The organism is Corynebacterium sp. NML130628, from assembly GCF_001875665.1.
Classification (GTDB): domain Bacteria; phylum Actinomycetota; class Actinomycetes; order Mycobacteriales; family Mycobacteriaceae; genus Corynebacterium.
In genome coordinates, this window is sequence record NZ_MLAL01000028.1 from 1 (window position 1) to 17,240 (window position 17,240).

At 57.3% G+C, this 17,240-nt stretch carries 14 protein-coding genes; 6 read left to right on the top strand and 8 right to left on the bottom strand.

The window, feature by feature from the left end; translation table 11 throughout:
- Positions 1-526 precede the first annotated feature (526 nt).
- Complete coding sequence (locus tag BJP07_RS07500; RefSeq protein WP_071566872.1) at positions 527-1,369, top strand: TIGR02391 family protein; 843 nt, start codon at positions 527-529, stop codon at positions 1,367-1,369.
- On the opposite strand, the gene BJP07_RS07505 is transcribed toward BJP07_RS07500, so the two are convergent.
- Positions 1,366-2,064, bottom strand: coding sequence for a hypothetical protein (locus BJP07_RS07505; protein ID WP_071566873.1), 699 nt, complete (start codon positions 2,062-2,064; stop codon positions 1,366-1,368). The genes BJP07_RS07500 and BJP07_RS07505 overlap by 4 nt on opposite strands.
- A 258-nt stretch (positions 2,065-2,322) precedes the next feature.
- Here BJP07_RS07505 and BJP07_RS07510 point away from each other — a divergent pair, with 258 nt between their 5' ends.
- The 5 genes from BJP07_RS07510 to BJP07_RS07530 are packed head-to-tail and all read left to right on the top strand — an operon-like array spanning position 2,323 to position 8,173.
- Positions 2,323-4,152, top strand: coding sequence for a site-specific DNA-methyltransferase (locus BJP07_RS07510; protein ID WP_071566874.1), 1,830 nt, complete (start codon positions 2,323-2,325; stop codon positions 4,150-4,152).
- 2 nt (positions 4,153-4,154) lie between these two features.
- Positions 4,155-6,752, top strand: coding sequence for a DEAD/DEAH box helicase (locus BJP07_RS07515; protein ID WP_071566875.1), 2,598 nt, complete (start codon positions 4,155-4,157; stop codon positions 6,750-6,752).
- Between the two features lie 23 nt (positions 6,753-6,775).
- Positions 6,776-7,264 carry a TIR domain-containing protein gene (locus tag BJP07_RS07520; protein WP_071566876.1) on the top strand — a complete coding sequence of 163 codons (489 nt, stop codon included), beginning with the start codon at positions 6,776-6,778 and terminating at the stop codon, positions 7,262-7,264.
- Positions 7,245-7,691 carry an HIT family protein gene (locus BJP07_RS07525; RefSeq protein ID WP_071566877.1) on the top strand — a complete coding sequence of 149 codons (447 nt, stop codon included), beginning with the start codon at positions 7,245-7,247 and terminating at the stop codon, positions 7,689-7,691. The genes BJP07_RS07520 and BJP07_RS07525 overlap by 20 nt, the downstream gene beginning before the upstream one ends.
- Complete coding sequence (locus BJP07_RS07530; protein WP_071566878.1) at positions 7,688-8,173, top strand: hypothetical protein; 486 nt, start codon at positions 7,688-7,690, stop codon at positions 8,171-8,173. The genes BJP07_RS07525 and BJP07_RS07530 overlap by 4 nt, the downstream gene beginning before the upstream one ends.
- A 209-nt stretch (positions 8,174-8,382) precedes the next feature.
- Here BJP07_RS07530 and BJP07_RS11235 read toward each other — a convergent pair whose 3' ends face one another.
- The 7 genes from BJP07_RS11235 to BJP07_RS07560 all read right to left on the bottom strand — a co-directional run bounded on the left by BJP07_RS11235 (position 8,383) and on the right by BJP07_RS07560 (position 17,240).
- Positions 8,383-8,541: a hypothetical protein gene (locus BJP07_RS11235; protein ID WP_177222543.1), complete on the bottom strand. Its 159-nt coding sequence runs from the start codon at positions 8,539-8,541 to the stop codon at positions 8,383-8,385.
- Positions 8,542-8,629: 88 nt separating this feature from the next.
- Positions 8,630-8,863, bottom strand: coding sequence for a PspC domain-containing protein (locus tag BJP07_RS07535; protein ID WP_071566879.1), 234 nt, complete (start codon positions 8,861-8,863; stop codon positions 8,630-8,632).
- Between the two features lie 21 nt (positions 8,864-8,884).
- Positions 8,885-9,358: a MarR family winged helix-turn-helix transcriptional regulator gene (locus tag BJP07_RS07540; protein ID WP_071566880.1), complete on the bottom strand. Its 474-nt coding sequence runs from the start codon at positions 9,356-9,358 to the stop codon at positions 8,885-8,887.
- 54 nt (positions 9,359-9,412) lie between these two features.
- On the bottom strand, positions 9,413-12,049 hold the full coding sequence (locus BJP07_RS07545) for an AAA family ATPase (protein WP_071566881.1): 2,637 nt from the start codon (positions 12,047-12,049) through the stop codon (positions 9,413-9,415).
- Entirely contained in the window at positions 12,050-13,255 is a 1,206-nt protein-coding gene (locus tag BJP07_RS07550; protein WP_071566882.1) for a metallophosphoesterase, read from the bottom strand.
- Positions 13,255-14,118, bottom strand: a complete 864-nt coding sequence (locus BJP07_RS07555) for a hypothetical protein (RefSeq protein WP_071566883.1) — start codon at positions 14,116-14,118, stop codon at positions 13,255-13,257. The genes BJP07_RS07550 and BJP07_RS07555 overlap by 1 nt, the downstream gene beginning before the upstream one ends.
- Positions 14,115-17,240 carry a DEAD/DEAH box helicase gene (locus BJP07_RS07560; RefSeq protein ID WP_071567026.1) on the bottom strand — a complete coding sequence of 1,042 codons (3,126 nt, stop codon included), beginning with the start codon at positions 17,238-17,240 and terminating at the stop codon, positions 14,115-14,117. The genes BJP07_RS07555 and BJP07_RS07560 overlap by 4 nt, the downstream gene beginning before the upstream one ends.

Genomic DNA, 17,240 nt, shown 5'->3' on the forward strand with positions numbered 1-17,240 from the left:
GGCGAGAGATTCCGAATCGCTTGGCGACTTTTGCGGCTGGCTCGCCTTGGTCTCGTACGGCTTTAACGATTGCGAGGTTGCGGTTGGGGCTGTTCATTTGTCAACGATGTCCCGACTGATCCCGATGTGCGTGTGCGCCACGCAGTGTCTGGTCGATGTCAACTATGTCGCGGCTGAGGTGTCAACCACCACCCCAGGTTGTTTCCTCAAGCTAAGTGTCAACCATGTCGCGGCTGAGGTGTCAACCATCAGGAAGGTTCTCGCAGGCACGCCGTGTCAACTATGTCGTGGCTTCGGACACTGTCGGGGACACAATTGTCGGGGACACAATTGTCGGGGACACAATATTTCTTGGCGGTTTTCGAGAATCTATCTTCACTGAATCAGAAAATTGCCATTCGGGCCTCTCCGGGGCCGATTTTGGGCAATCCCCGCCGACTTGGTACCCACTGCCCCTCGCGGCGTGCGCGGAACATTCCGCCTCATTTTCGGGGGTGTAGGCCTCAAACCATTTATATTGTAAGCGATGCGAAAAATGATTCCAGCCTTCAGCTCCGGAACGGTCGAAACCGTCGCGAGAGCAGTGGGTGAAACCTATACAGGCAGCCAGATTACGTCTCTTCTTATCGACTCTAAATGCGCGCAGTTTGACTCTGGACCGCCATACACAAAGTGGGCGCGAATCGCTGAGGCTATTGAATGCAAGCAGAAGGCGCAGGGCGACGGGAATCCGCTTCTGTATGTAGTCAAGAAGTCAATCGAACCAGGGCGCCTTTTCTCCTCGAAAAACGCGGACGCCGCCGAAGGGCTACGAGCAGAACTCGCTACGGTCTTGTCAACCGAGGGCTACGCTCTCGACGAGGACGGCACCATTCGACGCGCAAAGCAAAAGGCCTCCTACGAGGACGCTCGGAATAGAGCACGCGGCCTCCGAGAGCATCTGCGCAAGCGCGGTTCTCACGAGGAGGTGTTGAAGCACTGTCGCGATTCGCTGCTTCAAACAGAGGACGACTACTACGAGGTAGTTTTCGAAGCAGCTAAAGGACTTGAGGACCGAGTGCGGAAAATGTCCCACAGTGAACTTGACGGCCGCAAACTTGCGCAGAACGTGCTCTGCGCGAAGAATCGGGCGATTCCTTTCAACCCTGGAAAGACTCAAACGGAACGAAACGAGCAGGAATCCATGCGACTGCTCGTGGAAGGGGTCATAGCAGGGTTTCGAAACCCTCCTGCGCACACAACACGCCTCGTCTGGAAAGTTAGCGAACAAGACGCCCAGGACGTCCTCGGGCTGCTCGCCTTAATCCACCGTCGCCTCGATGACGCAGAAGAGATTCTTCGCAACGGTGGTGGTGATGCAATTGGCTAATCATCCTCCATGGCTTTAACAATCTCCGCCGCCACAAGACGAGCAATTCCTGCTTCGTCTCGGCGGTCACCATGAGAGGTTCGCACCCAATCGTCGTTCTGGAGGCTGACGGTCGCGGCGGTAGCAATGTCAGAGCCGTTAAGCGGGCTCGTCCACACTCCCGCGTCAACCGCATAGTCACCTTTTGAAGTGATGACGAGTCGCTTGCTACGCCCACCCACTTGTGTTGGCCGTGTCCCGGATTTTGCCTTCTTCACTCTCAACGATTGAAATGCCTCGGCAAGACTAGCAGCGACCTGTTTTGTATCACTCGTGTCATCCACGACGTATACTGATTCGACGTTGTAATGATTGTCTGAAGCCGCGTACACCCGAACAGGCTTCAGGAACCTGGCAGACGTAACGGAACCGTCCGATGACGTAATCCCGGTCCCCGGCTTCAAGCTTCCTACAAAGTCAGTTTTCGACGCGGATGTTTCTAACTGATCGAGCGCAGCGGCGATAACATTTTCTGCTTCGTCCGCGTCGGCGGGATTCGATGCGGGTTTCGGAGCGAGGGGCTTTCGCGAAACAGGCGAAGTCTTGGGGGCACCGGCGGCATAGGCAATATTGCGAACCCTGCGCCCATCCTTCGTCGTGACGAACTCCAAGTGGGCCTGACTTGGACGGTGGGCCGTGTTCTTTCGAGCTGGCATTGTGGTCTCCTTTATGGGTCTATTGTCTTCCTTCGGGAAACTAGCCCCGCGACTAAGAAACCTATTGCAACTGCTTAAAGCGTCTCTTGGAGCGTAATGCAACACTCGGCGCAGACGGGGCAAGGGCGAGCGCCTAACAATTGACACAAATAGGCGTTCGACTTCGGAGCCATTTTCTTCGGAGTAGGTCGTTACCGCGGCTACCATAAAGTGCGAAATATTTGACAGCCCCGACAGACGAAACGAGGTAGCAAAACGGTGGCCGGTTCGAAACAGCTATTGGAGTTGACCTGGTTCAACAAGAATAAGGCGCTCATTCCTAGTGAAGAGGGACGCTACGCATACGAGTGGGTTGACCCGAAAGACCCGAGATACTGCGAGACGCGCACGCTCGTGGTCGATGAGGTGGTTACCGGTGTGCAGTCGCCGAAGGAGGAAGGAACCCAGTACTCAGAGCTGGCTGACTTTGAACTCACCGAGGACAATCTGCTCGTACTTGGCGAATCAGGCGACGTACTTGAAGCGCTCACCCGCGTTCCCGAACTGCGCGAGAAGTACCTGGGCAAGGTGAAGTGCATCTACATTGACCCACCGTTCAATACGGCACAGACCTTCGAAAATTATGAGGACAACCTCGAACACTCCGTCTGGCTGACCATGATGCGCGACCGCCTCGTTCACCTTCGCAAATTGCTTAGCGAAGACGGGTCAATCTGGGTCCATCTGGATTTCGTGGAGAACCACCGCTTACGTTCGGTGCTGGATGAGATTTTCGGCTCCAAAAATTTTGTGGCTGACATCGCTTGGCATAAAACGACGAGCTCAAAAAACGATAACTCAGGAATTTCTCAAGACCACGACTCCATCCTGGTCTACACCAAACAAAATTCCACGATTTGGAATGGAATTGAAAGAACCGAAGCCAGCGAAGCCGCCTACGTTAACCCAGATAACGACCCTCGCGGCCCATGGCGAGAAGACAACTACAAGATGAAGAAGGGCTCATCTTATCCAATCCTCCACCCAAAGACCGGTGCTGAAATCTATCCTCCGAAAGGGCAAATGTGGAGATTCTCTCTGGAGACACACCAAAGGCACGTTGAGGAAAACCGTCTCTGGTGGGGATCTACCGGGAACTATTCGCTTCCTAAAGTTAAGCGTTTTCGAAGTGAAGTTGCGGACTTTAGAGTCCCCGACAGTGTCTGGACGAAGGATTTTGCAGACACAAATCGTCGCGCTAAATCTGAGATTCAGTCTCTCTTTCCTGACGAGGAGGAATTCACCACCCCCAAACCCGAACGTCTCCTCGAACGGGTCATCCACATTGCTACGAACCCCGGTGACATCGTTCTCGATGTCTTCGCTGGTTCGGGAACGACCGCTGCGGTCGCCCAGAAGATGGGCCGGCGCTGGGTCACCTGTGAGCTAGTGGATGACACCTTTAACCGCTTTACGCGGCCGCGCCTTGAGAAAGTGGTTGAAGACAATGACTCAGGCGGCGTGACTTTCACGAGCGAGCGCGAAGCCAAGCCAGGGGTCGAGGTTCCAGCGAAGTTCGACACTTCGGACATGGAAGACGCGGCTAAGCTCCTGCGCGCTGTTCGTTCAGAACAAGACCTAACGAAGGAGCAAGGCGCGGCAGTCGCTACAGCGCTCAAGCTAATCGCCACCCGCCCAAGCACGGTCCGCAACTGGCGCGGCGGTGGCGGTTTCACTGTCGCCCACTTGGCTCCGCAGTGCTTCGACTTCGTCCCCGAGTTGAACCTCGTGACGCTAACCGAAGCGGCGACCGGTGCGACACTCGTCAATTCTGTTGCTGCGAACCTCAACTTCTCGCTCACACCGGACAACCGCCATTTCGACGGCAAGCGTGGATCGATGTTCCTCAAAGTGGTCGAAGGCCGCCTCGATAAAGACAAGGCCGAAGAACTCCTCGCCCACCTCAATGAGGGCGAAGGCGTCACGCTGGCCGCAACGGAGCTCGAACCGGGCATCAAGCAGTTCGCGAGGACAACGGACAAGCCGTGCCAGGTTGTCCACATTCCGAACGACATTTTCAACTACTCGGCTAAGCAGGAGGGCAAGTAGACATGGCACTTCCAATCGCACTTGACCAAGGACTCATCAAGACCATCGCGACCGAGTTCCAGCTACGAGCCCCCAATAAACGCGCGCTGCGCGAACTTGTCTACCACCTCACCGGAGACTTCGACCCGCAAGAACCCATGGTCATGCACATGGCCACCGGTGCTGGCAAGACCTACCTCATGGCGGCGCTTATCGAGTACTTGTCACGCTTCGGGATGAAAAACGTCATGGTCGTAGTCCCGCCATCTACCGTCTTGCAGGAGAAGACGGTACAGAACTTCACCCAAGGCTCGCGTCGCTACATGGACGGCTTCTCTACTGCTCCCCAGGTGGTTTCGCCTGGCAACTATGGTGCGTGGCGGGCTGGCCAGCACGAGCTCTTCCGCGACTCCTCCGACGGGTCCATGGTGTTCGTGTTCAACGTTTCTCAGCTCATTGCGCCAAAGAAAGCAGACGCTGGCGCAGACACTAAAGACGGCATGCGCCGCAAGATTCGCGACCACCAGGAAGAATCGGGCTCGCTCTACGACTACCTTGTCGGGCTCGAAGACCTCGTAGTGATTGCCGATGAGTCCCACCTATTCGGCACCTCGGCTAGGGCCTTTAATCAGGCGCTAAAAGACCTGCGTCCTGCCGCGACCATTGGTCTGACTGCTTCAGCTGCCGATACAGACCACGTGATTTTCCACTACCCGCTCTACAAGGCTATTGAAGACGGCTACGTGAAGTCGCCCATGCTCGTGTACCGCGAAAATGGTTACCCAAAGGACTCAGTCGAGGAACGGCAACTGCTCGACGCTGTGTCGCTGCTTCGTAATAAGGAGGCAGCGTACGAGGCCTACGGCAAGGCAAACTTCCCCGGCGAAAGTGGGGAGGCAATGCGGACTAAGCCGTTGCTGTTCGTCATTTGCGAAAACGTCGCCCACGCGAGCGAAGTCACCGCCTTGCTCCGAGGCCCTGGGTATTTCGACGACCCGGAGGCAGTGCTCCAATTCGACAACGAGCACGACGATGCGGTGACGCTGCGCCGCCTCGACACCCTTGACAGCCCGTCCTCGACGGTGAGGGCTATCGTCTCAGTTGACCGTCTCAAAGAAGGGTGGGACACAAAGCGAGTTGCAGTCATGTGCGCGCTTCGCGCCATGTCGTCGGGCATTCTCACCCAGCAGACCATGGGTCGTGGCCTGCGGCTGCCGTTTGGAGCACGCACCGGTATTGCCGAACTCGACCAGCTCGACATTTTGAGCCACAAGTCGTTCAAGTCCCTCCTCAAGGACGAGGACGTGCTCCGCTCATTCGGCCTCGGCGACGCTGCCCAGGGTGCAATCTCAGGTATCGATGTCGAGGACAGTTTTCGCCGAGATGGCAAGCAACTTCAACCATCCGGTGTGCCTGGTGAAAACACTGCCGGTAGTCAGGCCGCTTCTGCAGCAGGCTCCACCGCATGGCTTGAGCTGCCCCAGGAAGGACAGAACACAGGAGCACAGGCTGCTGGCACCGTACCTGCGGGCGAAACAACACAGGTCACTGGTGGGCACGGTGGTGGAGTCTCCTTCCGCAGATTCTCAGACGACGAGTCCATGGAGCACGCCGCGTACATCCCGACAACTGAAATCCGTGTCAACGCAGAGTTCGCAGGCAAGACGTTCCTATTCCCCTCCACCGTCATGGCAAAGGCGACAACGCCCTTCTACCTCACTCACATCGACGACGAGGACATCATCAGGGTGGCGCGGCGTGTTTCGGACTCCAAGGAGGCACTCACCCGCGAAGAAATCGTGGTCCGGAAGTCGAGACTCGACACGAAACGCACCCCCGACGCGGAAGTCGAATCGGCACCCGTAGCGGAAGACATCGTTGTTAAAGAACTCACCCGCCGGGTCTTCGGTCTCGGTGTAGTAACTCAAGACAAAAAGAACGCCGTTGCGCTATCGAAGTACGTCCTGCCAACCTTCATGGACAATGCGAGCATCGACCACTGGACTGAGAAGGCCATGCAGTCCGCAGTTGACGAACTCGTCGCTCTTGTCAACGAGAAGGCGAAGCAGCACGCGAGCAACCTTCAAACTGAGACCACCATTGTTCCGGTTGAACTGCCTATTGACCAGGTAGTAACCCTGCCGTTTGGCAAAGAGGTGCTCCACCAACTGTCCAAGGACCAACAGTCGAAGTTTAAGCCACGCGAGTTTTATGACGGCTGGAATCGCGGGCTGTTCCCCGCTGCGAGCTTCGACTCGTGGGGCGGCGAGTACCTCTTGGCGCTGCTGCTGAACTACACCTCGGACATCGTCTGGTGGAAGCGGCTGTACGTGTCAGACCGAGCATCGATTATGTACACCACTCGCGACACCTATTACCCAGACTTCGTCGCCCAGGACTCCGACGGCACCATGTGGATTATCGAGGGCAAATCCGACAAGGGCCGGGATGACGAAACGGTACAAGCGAAACGAGCCGCGGCCCGGGTGCTAGTCCGAGAACTACTCGGCGAAGACGGTTTCGAGAACCAGAAATGGGGCTACGTTATCGCCTACGAGTCGGACATCAAATCTTCCGAGTCTTGGGAAGACTTGAAGCGAAAGTCGAATCCCACACCCTAAGATCACATACAAGGAGAGTTTTCATGGCTAAGTCAGTTTTCTACAGCTTCCAGTACAAACCTGATAACTGGAGAGTTCAAAAGGTAATCCAGATGGGCGCAGTCACAGGCGGTGCGGCTTTCACTGCACAAGATTGGGAACAGGTGCGACTCCAGTCAGATGCGGCTATTGAAGAATGGATTCACGATCAGATGAAGTACACCAAGGCTGTCATAGTTCTGGTGGGTGAAACGACCGCTGATAGTCGGTGGGTTGACTATGAAATTCGAAAGGCCTGGGACGACGGCCGCCCATTACTTGGTGTCCGTATCCACGGACTTACAAACAACAAAGGCGAGACCAGCCCTGCTGGGGTGAACCCGTTCTCCAGTATTCGCCTCAAAGATGGGACTTACCTGGATCAGCGAGTTCATCTAATCGACCCAGAGGGATCGGATAGCCAAACGGTATACAACAACATCGCTAACAATCTGGAGACGTGGGTGGAAATCTATGCCAAGAGCAGAAAATGAGTGCCCGTTCTGTGAAATTGTAGCGCTCGATGATCCTTACGTTCGCGAGATATACAGAGATGAGGACGTTGTAGCGTTCTTTCCGACCGAACCCGCCGTACTCGGGCACTTACTAGTAGTGCCCAAACAGCATGTTCCTGACATTTGGGAGCTAGATTGCCGAACAGGGATTCAATTGGCAACTGCAACCAAAAAGATGGCTGATTTAATAAATGATTCCCTCCACCCGGACGGCTTGAATGTCATTCAGTCGAACGGACGAGCTGCTACCCAAACTGTGTTTCATCTTCACGTTCATCTGGTTCCTCGATACAGGGGTGATTCGATGGGGCAGATATGGCCCGACGAGACGTCGTTCTCAGAAGTTCAGAAAGACGAGGCACAAGACTTACTCCGACGCAACGCACGAAAGATGGTGTTGCCATGACGGAATCCACTTCAGAGGACAGGGAGGATAGACGCAAACACCTCGATTTTATTCAGGCAATCATCACACGAATGTCGACAGCTTCGTCGAATACAAAAGCGTGGTTCTTGCCTGTTGCCACTGCGGCTTTTGGATATGCTATTGCGCAGAATAACCCATGGGTGGCAATGCTTGGTGTTGGGGCCACGATCCTCGCTGCGTATATCGACGCAAATTATCTGCGTCAGGAAAAGGCCTATCGGGCCATGTACCGGGTGGTAGCTAAAGGTGATGAAACTTTCAGCTCATTCTGCTTACAGCCCGACGAACTTCCAGACTGCGTTTCTCAAGAAGAGCGTGGTTCGTGGTCAGCTTCAACGCCACACTGGTTTGATCGTCTTTTTCCCGGGCCGAGCGTGTGGCGTTCGTGGTCGATAGTCGCTTTCTACCTCCCCATCTTTATTACCGGCTCCGTGGTTTCCGGACTTCTCTTCTGTAAGTGACTAAACCGTAATAGGCGCTTACACAGTCTCCACAGGGCTCCTCGATCATCGGCGGAGCGTGATGTGGACTGGCGGGGATTACACCACAGACTGGCTTTCAATCCCCAGGCATGATTTACCTGGTCATCTAATTTCCGGAAACCGCCTTCACCCCCGCCACCTAGCGTTTTTGTCTGGTGGCGGGGTTTTGGCTTAGCACAAAGCAGTGGCTATTGCCCGTTTTCCTTCACTGCGCTCCTTTTGACCAGATCTACAATCCACTGGAAATCATCACTCGAATCAATCTCATCGGCGTCGACTTTTACAAACGCCAGCGGGCGGGCCGAGGCCGGTCGGCGATTACGCATCTCATCCTTGGTTTCCGACATCGCGAACATCTCCCCTACACAAAATAGACAGCTCGGTACAGAACGAGTCGAGTGTAGCACTCCAGCAATGTCAGAGAGCGCTGACGCGTTAAAACTCTGGTGAAATCACGATCCAAGCCACGACATACAGAATGAACAAAGGCACAAACGCCGTAACGAGCCCGATGAGCACGACGCCGATGCGAACAAGTGCAGGATCGAGGCCAGCATACTCCGCGATGCCACCACAGACCCCGGCGATGTATTTGTCCACCATGGAGCGCTGCAGTCGCTTTGGCCCAGGATTTGGCTGGTACTGGGGTTGGTTCGTTGAAAAGGACATAGTGGCTCGCTCTCCTTCTGGTTATCTATGGAGTTGGGAGTTGGTTTGAGCGCCAAGGATCCCTTGGAAGAACTTGGTCAGCGTCGGAATATCGTCGGGGTCAAGGTGATCAAAGACGAGGCGTCGAACGCTTTCAACGTGACCTGGGGCTGCCGCCCGCAAACGATGCAGGCCGTCGTCAGTCAAGGTGACGAGAACGCCCCGGGCATCACCAGGGCATTTCTGCTTTACCACCAACCCGCGTCTCTCCATGCGGGTGACCTGGTGCGAAGTGCGGGAACGGTCCCACTCCAGAACCCAGCACAGGTCACGCAACCGCATGGTGTGCTCTTCGGCTTCAGACAGACTGACAAGCACCGAGAACTCCGGCGAAGAAAGATCGGAATCTGCCTGGAGGGTGTCGTCGAGAGCGCGGGAAACCTTCCGCGAAGTGGCAAGCATGAGCCGCCACAGGTCCTGTTCGGCGTCGCTCAGCCAGTGTGGTGCGTCAGACATATCTCTCACTGTAGTAGAAATCTCAGTGCTCCCCAATCATGTTTATAGGATCCATCAATTAGTCTTCAGCTGCTCAATTTCGTAGCGGTTGTCGCTGGACACACCGTCGTAACGGTTGGGATAGCAGGTCAGCACAATGACCTGAGCATGCTTGCCCACCCTATTAAACAGTGCGTTCATCAATTGTAGGCGGTGCGGGTCTGTTGCTCCGAGGGCGTCGTCAATGACCACAGGAACCGGGGAGGTGCCATCGCGGGCGACAAGCTCTGCTATCGCGAAGCGGGTCAGCAGTGCCAATTGCTCTTGCGCACCACCGGATAGTTCTTCGATCGGTAGTGACACACCCGCGACGTTTCGTCGAGTGATTTGGAGCTGGTCATCCAGCTCAAATTCAACGTCTCGGCCGAACAACGCGCCCGCATACACTTCGAGCGCCGCAGCGAACGGAGCAGCATAGCGCGCATTCGCTTCTTCCCGGTAGCGCTGCAGTGTGTCGTATAAGAGTCTGGTTGCATCGGCGCGACGCTTCGTGCGGTGGTATTCAGATTCGGCAGCATCGAGGGTGGCTTCAGCGCGGTCGACCTTTTCTGCGATGCCGGAGGCCATCTCAAAATAGCTTTTCAGCTCTGCGATGCGCTTGTCGGCCGCTGTGTAGCGTGCCTGCAGGTTCACTAAACGGGATTGAGCACTCTCGAGTAGTGCCTGTGCCATATCAACATTCGCGTCCTGTGCCGCCGCCGTCACTTCATCCAGCTTGGTGCGCGCGGCGCTCAGGCCTTCTGCAGCGGTTTTCTGAGCCTGATCCAGCTCTTCGGATGTGATGTGTTCCTGCTCGGCGCGCAGCTCTTCATCTGCGTTATGCACAGCTTCGTCGTGCGCCGAGAGCTTCGTCTCCAGTACCAGCAGCGCTTGTTGCGCTTTGCGGTCTTGGTGAGGCTCCAACGTGGCGGCAGCTACCTCTGCGTCATGTTGTGCCGTCTGTAAGGCTGCTTCGGCCGCTTCGAACTCACGCTCTGCCGCGTCCCGTTCCAACACGGTGGGGTCTTCACCCAGCGTCTTAGCGTGTTCCGCGCGCAATTTCTCTAGTCGCACGTGGCGCTCCTGGAGCGCAGAGAGTTCCCTGCCTGCGAGAATATCTTCTCGACGCCGCTTCGCGTCCTCCACGCCTTGGGCAAAAGCTCGGTGCTCGTCGCGCTTCGCACGCACTTCTGCAACGTCTTCACAACCGAGCTCCGCGAGCACCTCTTCAAGTGCACGCTCTGCTGCCTCCACCGCACCGTGTTCACCCACACTGTTGGCACCCGCGCTGTACGTGAGATGGAATTCGCCGAATTGGAGGGTGGTGGCGTCGAAAAGCTCGATGGTGCGCTCCCCATCAACGTGCGTGGGGGCGTCATCGTGGACGAACGTGGCGTCTTCGGCATGCACGGTCAGCTTTGCGGTCGCTGCGGCGCGGATGGTGCGTTGGATTTTCACCTCGCTTGCAGCTTCCTCAGCGCGAGTCACGTCCGCGTCGGTGATAGGTCGGACGGGGGATTCGGAGACGAGCTTTTGGTATTCAGTCTGTGCGGCCTCGATCTGGTCAAGCACTGCTTGCAATTCTGAAAGCTCTTGCTGGCACAGTGCATACTCTCGCACGGCACGGGTACGACGTGCGGTCTCACGCGCTTTTGCCAGCTCGATTTGGTGCCGCTTGAGTGCATCGGTGAGTGAGGCGATGGTTGCTGCTTCCTCATCGTTGGCTTGCTGTGCGAGAGCTCTCTCCTTCTCAAGCGCGGCGTGTTGCTCACGTAGCTGTGCAAGGCGCTGCTCAAGTTTTTTCCTATTCTCTACGTCTTGTGCAGCGCGTTGTGCTGTAAGTTCCGCGTATTTCACGGCTTCTTGCGCAGCCTGACGCTGAGCGACGACCTCTTCGGCATGTTTTGCGTCGACTTGTCGGGCTTGGAGGTCCCGCTGCGCTTGAGGCAGCTCATCCTGAATCTGCTGCATCTGTTGCTGTAGTCGCTCTACTTCTACGACTTCATCATCAAACTTTCGTTTCTGATTCACCAGTTCTTCATGCTGCTGGCGTGCGCCTTCGACCGCTTTCTGAAGCTTGTCGTATTCGCCACGTGGGCGGCCCGTGGGTGTAAAGAACGCTGCGTATTCGTCGCTGACGCGCTGCATGAGCGCGGTGTCATCGTAAGCAGCTTCCTCTGCAGTGAGTCCGGCATCCCCGTCAAGGGTCCGAACAACGCTTGGGATACCAGCTGCGCTGATTCCCGCCGCGAACTGCCCCTGACGCAGGAAGAGTGTCGAGGCGAGCTCCCGGTCAAGGTTTTCCGCGAGGATCCGTGCAAGCTCGTCGTCAGCTTCACGCCCGGTGTACTGGCGCAACTGCGGGCTGGTGATGTTGAGCTCCGAGTACTTCCCTTTACCCCACTGTTTCGCAATGGTGAAGTTGTAATCGCCGACCGTCGCTTCAAGTCTCACCGCCGGCGAAACGTCCCTCCCGATCGGGGTGAGCACGCCTATCTTCTTACCTCCGGCAGTGTGGCGCTCGTTCAGCACTGTCGTCAACGCGTCGAGGATGGTAGATTTGCCTGCCTCGTTGTTGCCATGGATGACGATCACACCTGTATCTGGCAGGTTTCGGAGCTCTAGTCGCTGAATACCACGGAAGTTTTCAATGGTGATCGAATGGATGCGCATTTAGTTCACTTCCTTGGAAAATCGGAACAGAAGGTTCACTGCGTCACGCGCTGTCGCGGAGCCTGTGGCATCATCTTGCGCGGTTGCCTGGGAAATCAGGTCCCGCATCGCCTCGGCCGCGTAACCGCTCAGCGGAAGGTTTTCGAGCTCTTCATCGCTGGGCGCTAAATGCAGACTCATGAGGCGTTCACGCTCGTACAACGCGGCGAACACCGGCTCAAGCCGCCCGATTGCCTGCTCAAAGGTCGCCATCGCCGCAAGGCCGAGCGTGCCACGCACCGAGTACTTCACCACGGTGCGGTCCTTATGCTCGTAGCGTTCAAGCTGATCCACAATCTTTTCGACGTCCCCTTCGTCACTGACCTCCCAGTCCAGTGCCTCAAACGTCCACGCTCCTGTTTCAACTGACTCGACGTTCACAGTGCAGTCTTCCGCGGAAGACTTTGTAATCTCAACGACGAGTGCGTTGCCGGAGTCAACCTCGCCACCACCGGCTGGGCCACCTACCGCGAAGTCGTGGAAATCAGTGGTTTCTGGGCTGCCCGAGAACCACACGCGCCCGCTCGTGCCGAGTGACTGCGTGGAGTGCGTATCCCCTAAAGCGACGTAATCGATCACCCCAGAGTCCAGCTTTTCCTCCAGCAAATCCAGATCGATGAGCGCTTCGGACTGCTCTTTTCCGTAGCCGTCGACTTGGCCGTGCCCGACGAGGACGCGAATCGTATCCGTTGGCTCTAAGTCACGTACGGCACGGGCACAGAGATCCTCGGAGGCATACCGAGCTTTCAGCGGTGCGCCGACGAGCTCGACACCGGGCGCCACCTCCACGGGGTCGAAGGAGTCCAGCACCTGAACGTTCTCCAAGTCCTCAGTCGCGTTGAAGATCGAGTCAGCCACCAACGGGTCGTGGTTACCCGGGAGTAGAAATACGGGCACAGGGAGACACTTCAGCGCCTCGAGCGCCCTGCCCAACGTCGACTGTTCCAGCGCGTTGTGTTCAAAGACGTCGCCGGCGATCACGATGCAGGAGGCGTCGTGCTCCGTGGCGGCCTGCCCAAGACGTTCGACTGCGCGCAAGCGGGTGTCGTCAAACCTCGATTGGGCCTCGGCGCGCAGAAACTTCCGAGTCATGCCAAGCTGCAGGTCAGAAGAGTGGATAAATCGAAAAGTGTTCACACACTCACTTCTACCAAACGTCCCGGACATTAGTCCTCAGTTTCAGTCAAGGCATAGAACAAATCTTCGATATCAGAGACCGCGCGAAGCTGATCAATATTCGTAAACGAGATCGTCTGCATGGCTTTATGCAGCATCGTAATGTCGGAATCTTCAATCATCGGGGCAACTTGAGGCGTGGGTAAATCTGGTAGCGTGCCGCCCTCCCAAAAATCAGGCTCTGGACGTGGCCCCGGTGAAGTAACCTCGCCTGGCGCATCTGGCTGCGCCGCCTCGTGCTGCACGGTCGGTGGTGCCATGCCGGTCAAGCGCGCAATCGAGCTGTCCCGGAGCTGCAGAATGAACTCGTGGTGCTCACTCATGCGCTGTGCGGCCTGATACCCCACGGCCACTATGTGTTTGCAGGCCACGACGGGGTCAGGGCAGCTACAGTACAGCCGAAACTCTTCGGGCCCGTTGGCGATCAGCGTGTCTAGCGCCTCATCGGTGTACACACCGTTGCGTGCCTTCATCAGCGCGGCTGAATCATGGGCAATCTCGGCAAGCAGCCCGCCTATGTCAGCAGCAGTGCGTCGTGGCAGCTCGATCACAGTGTGGAACGGCTCGATTTGTGAACCCGTTACAACCGCGTCGATCCCACTCAGCCGCGGATAAAGCTCAGCGACGTGACCGCCGTTGGCGTACGCAATACCGCGCTTGATACGTCCAGCATCGCTGTAGCGTACTACTGCTTCCCAGATTCTGCGGCCTGCTGCATTCCATGTCGCAGGCACGTCGCCATAACGAGAGCGGGTCGCTTTTGCTTGTTCCGCCTGCTTCTGTTCTGGTGAGCGCCGCCGTGCTCCAAAGTTGGCATAGATGACGTTATCTTCATGTGGCCGCTGTGTGCTCATAGGTTGCGCTCGCCTCCGTTGCCTCGGTAGCTCATCAGTTGAGCAAGATCGTCCGCGTCGAGTTCGGTGATCCAACCTTCGCCTTCACCGATCACGGCGCCCGCGAGGTGCATCTTGCCGTCCAAGATGTCCTGGATTGACTCCTCCATGGTCCCGCGCGTAATCATCTTGTACACGGTGACATCTTTCTTCTGACCAATGCGGAACGCGCGGTCGGTCGCCTGGTTTTCCACGGCAGGGTTCCACCAGCGGTCGAGATGGATCACCATCGACGCGGCGGTGAGGTTCAGCCCGGTGCCGCCGGCTTTAAGGCTCAGCAACATCGCTCGTGGTCCGTTCGGCTCCTGGAAATGCGCAACCATTGCGTCGCGCGCGCTCTTTCCTACCCCACCGTGGAGGAACGGGATGATCTCACCGAGGTAGTCGCTCAGGTATGGCCGCAGAATGTCGCCAAAGGCCTTGTACTGCGTGAAGATGAGTACTCGTTGATCACTGCGCACTGCCTCGTCAAGCAGTTCCACGAGGCGCGCGATTTTGCCAGACCTATGGTGGCCGTCGGCAAGCACTGGTGAGCCATCGCCCAAGAAGTGTGCCGGGTGGTTGCAGATCTGTTTGATGCGGGTAATTGTCGCCAGCACCAGGCCTTTACGCGCCATCCCCTTGCGTTCCTGCAGTTCGCGTTGCATGCGGTCGACGAGTGCTGTGTAGAGCGCCGCTTGCTCAGCGGTCATGTCGACTGTCAGTACATGTTCAGCCTTCTCCGGCAGATCATCGATAATCGCGGTATCCGTCTTCAACCTGCGCAGGATGAACGGTGCAGTAAGGCGCTGCAGCCGCTCTCCCATCTCATCGGCAAGGCCCTCGTCCCGGCGCGACTCAATTGCTCGAGCGAAGTGGTTGCGGAAGAAGGATTGCGAGCCAAGGATGCCTGGATTCACGAAGTCGAGGAGGCTTCGTAGCTCGGAGAGCTTGTTTTCGATCGGGGTGCCTGTCAGCGCGATACGGTGGCGAGCTGGCAGTGCTCGCACGCTTTTCGACGCCCTCGTCCCCGCATTCTTAATCGCCTGCGCTTCATCGAGCACCACATGATCCCAATCGATCAGGGACAAATCGATGACGTCGCGCGACGCAATCCCGTAGGAAGTGATGGTGATGTCATGTTTCTTGATGGCATCCCGGAGTTCCTCGGCCTTGTATCGGGCGCTGCCGTGGTGAACATATACGGAGAGGTGCGGGACGAACTTCGCCGCCTCACGGGCCCAGTTGCCCACCACCGAGGTCGGTGCCACGACAAGCGTTGGGCCAGTGCGCTGACCGCGTTTCTCTTCGACGGCAAGCAGCGTGAGCAGCTGGAGCGTCTTGCCGAGTCCCATATCATCGGCGAGCACTGCCCCCAGGTGGTTGCGCGACATGTAATACAGCCAGTCCACGCCACGGCGTTGGTACTCGCGTAGCTCGGCGTGCACGGTCGTTGGGATGTCGACGCGCTCCGGCGCAGGTCGGTCCATCCCACCAACCAGGGACGTAAACCACCGGGAACCGGTGAATTCGAGCGGCGATTCCGGCTCGCCTTCCAGCGCGAGTTGGCGAAGTTCCGCGGCGGTGACTGCGCCGTGGTCTTCTGATGCTTCGAGCTTTTGGTACTCCTCCTCAAGCTGATCTGCGCGAGCTGCCAGGGCCTCGGCGTCGTCCGCTCCGGCATCTGCTGCGAGCTGTGCCGTCATCCGAGCCTCTTCAGCTTCGCGCTTTGCCCGCGCGACTGCGCTCCCGTGGAGTTTTTCCATGTAGCGCTTCGTACGCTCAAGGTGGCGCGTATCGGCAAGCACCCACTCACCGCGCAGTTTGATAAGACCGGACTTGGACTCGACGAGTCGTTGCATCTCATCGTCGGTCAGCTCAGTACCACCAATGCTCACGCGCCAGTCGTAATTGATCAGCTGGCCGAATCCCAGCCGGGTCACCGCAGTTGCGTCGTACGGGTTCTTCGCCTCCGAAAGGTGCAGCTTCGACGTTGTCTCCGCTGTGGTCCACGCACGTGGCAGCATCACCGCGTAGTTCGCCAGTCGTAGCTTGCTCACTTCAGTCTCCACGAACTGCACAATTTCTTCCGCGGACAGGTACACGTCCCAGTCCCCGTCGAGCGCGGAGCCCGGCGTCGTCGCCGCACGCCGGTGCGTTGATGGATCAATCAGGTCTGAGACCTTGATCGCGTCACGAAGCACGGAGTGCAACTGCTGCACCGTATAAGCGTCGTACTCCGACAGCCGGATAGGTCGGGGCGAGTCGTCCCCGGAGCGCACGTTCACCCGAATCGGCCACTGTGTGAGTGCCTCGTCGACCTCCTCATCTGGGTCTGCGGGCTGTTCCACGATAAACACGAGCTGGAAGTTCGTAGCTGTAATCGACCCGTTCCATTGGCTCATCTGGCGTGCGAACGCACTCGAGCCTCGCCGCAACGGCGTCCCATTGAGCAACGACTGCACAAAGTCGTGCCACGGGAAAGGACGCTCGCCCCGCAGCATCGAGGAGCTGCGTAACCGGGCAGAAGCAATCCAGTGCACGAACGTGCGCGAGCAGTCCTCGTCAAGCCTCCTGTTATTTTCCGTCAGCACGCCAGGCGCGGCCGCGATCATGTCCGCGAGCCAGCCGCGCTCCTCAACACCGGTGCCCAACTGCCACTGCGCGTACCACTGAAAGTCCTGGGAGGGCACGTGAATGGAAACTCTCCCCGCCCGAACGAATCTCTCCAGGCCAAGGAACATCTGAATCAGCCATAGAAGGTCCGCCGCTATCGACGCCTGCTGCTGCGCGGTGAGGCCCTCCGGTGCCTCGGCCTCGGGACTCATGAGAAAGGCCATTGCCCGGAGAAACTGCACGGCCTCATCAGGCGCGAAAGCCGCCGTCGGCACCCGGAGACGCAAAAGTTTGCCTTTGGGCGTGCGCAACAAAACCTTGCCGCGGTGTCGAAACTTCACCCCATCTAGCAGCGTATGGACCGGTTCAGGGAAGGTCCCCTTCGGCACGTCATCAAGAGTAATGATCTTGTGGCCCGCCACCTGCTCGACCCAGACCTGCAAGCCAGAATCTGGCAGCCACAGTCCGTGAAGAAGGAATCTTGGCAT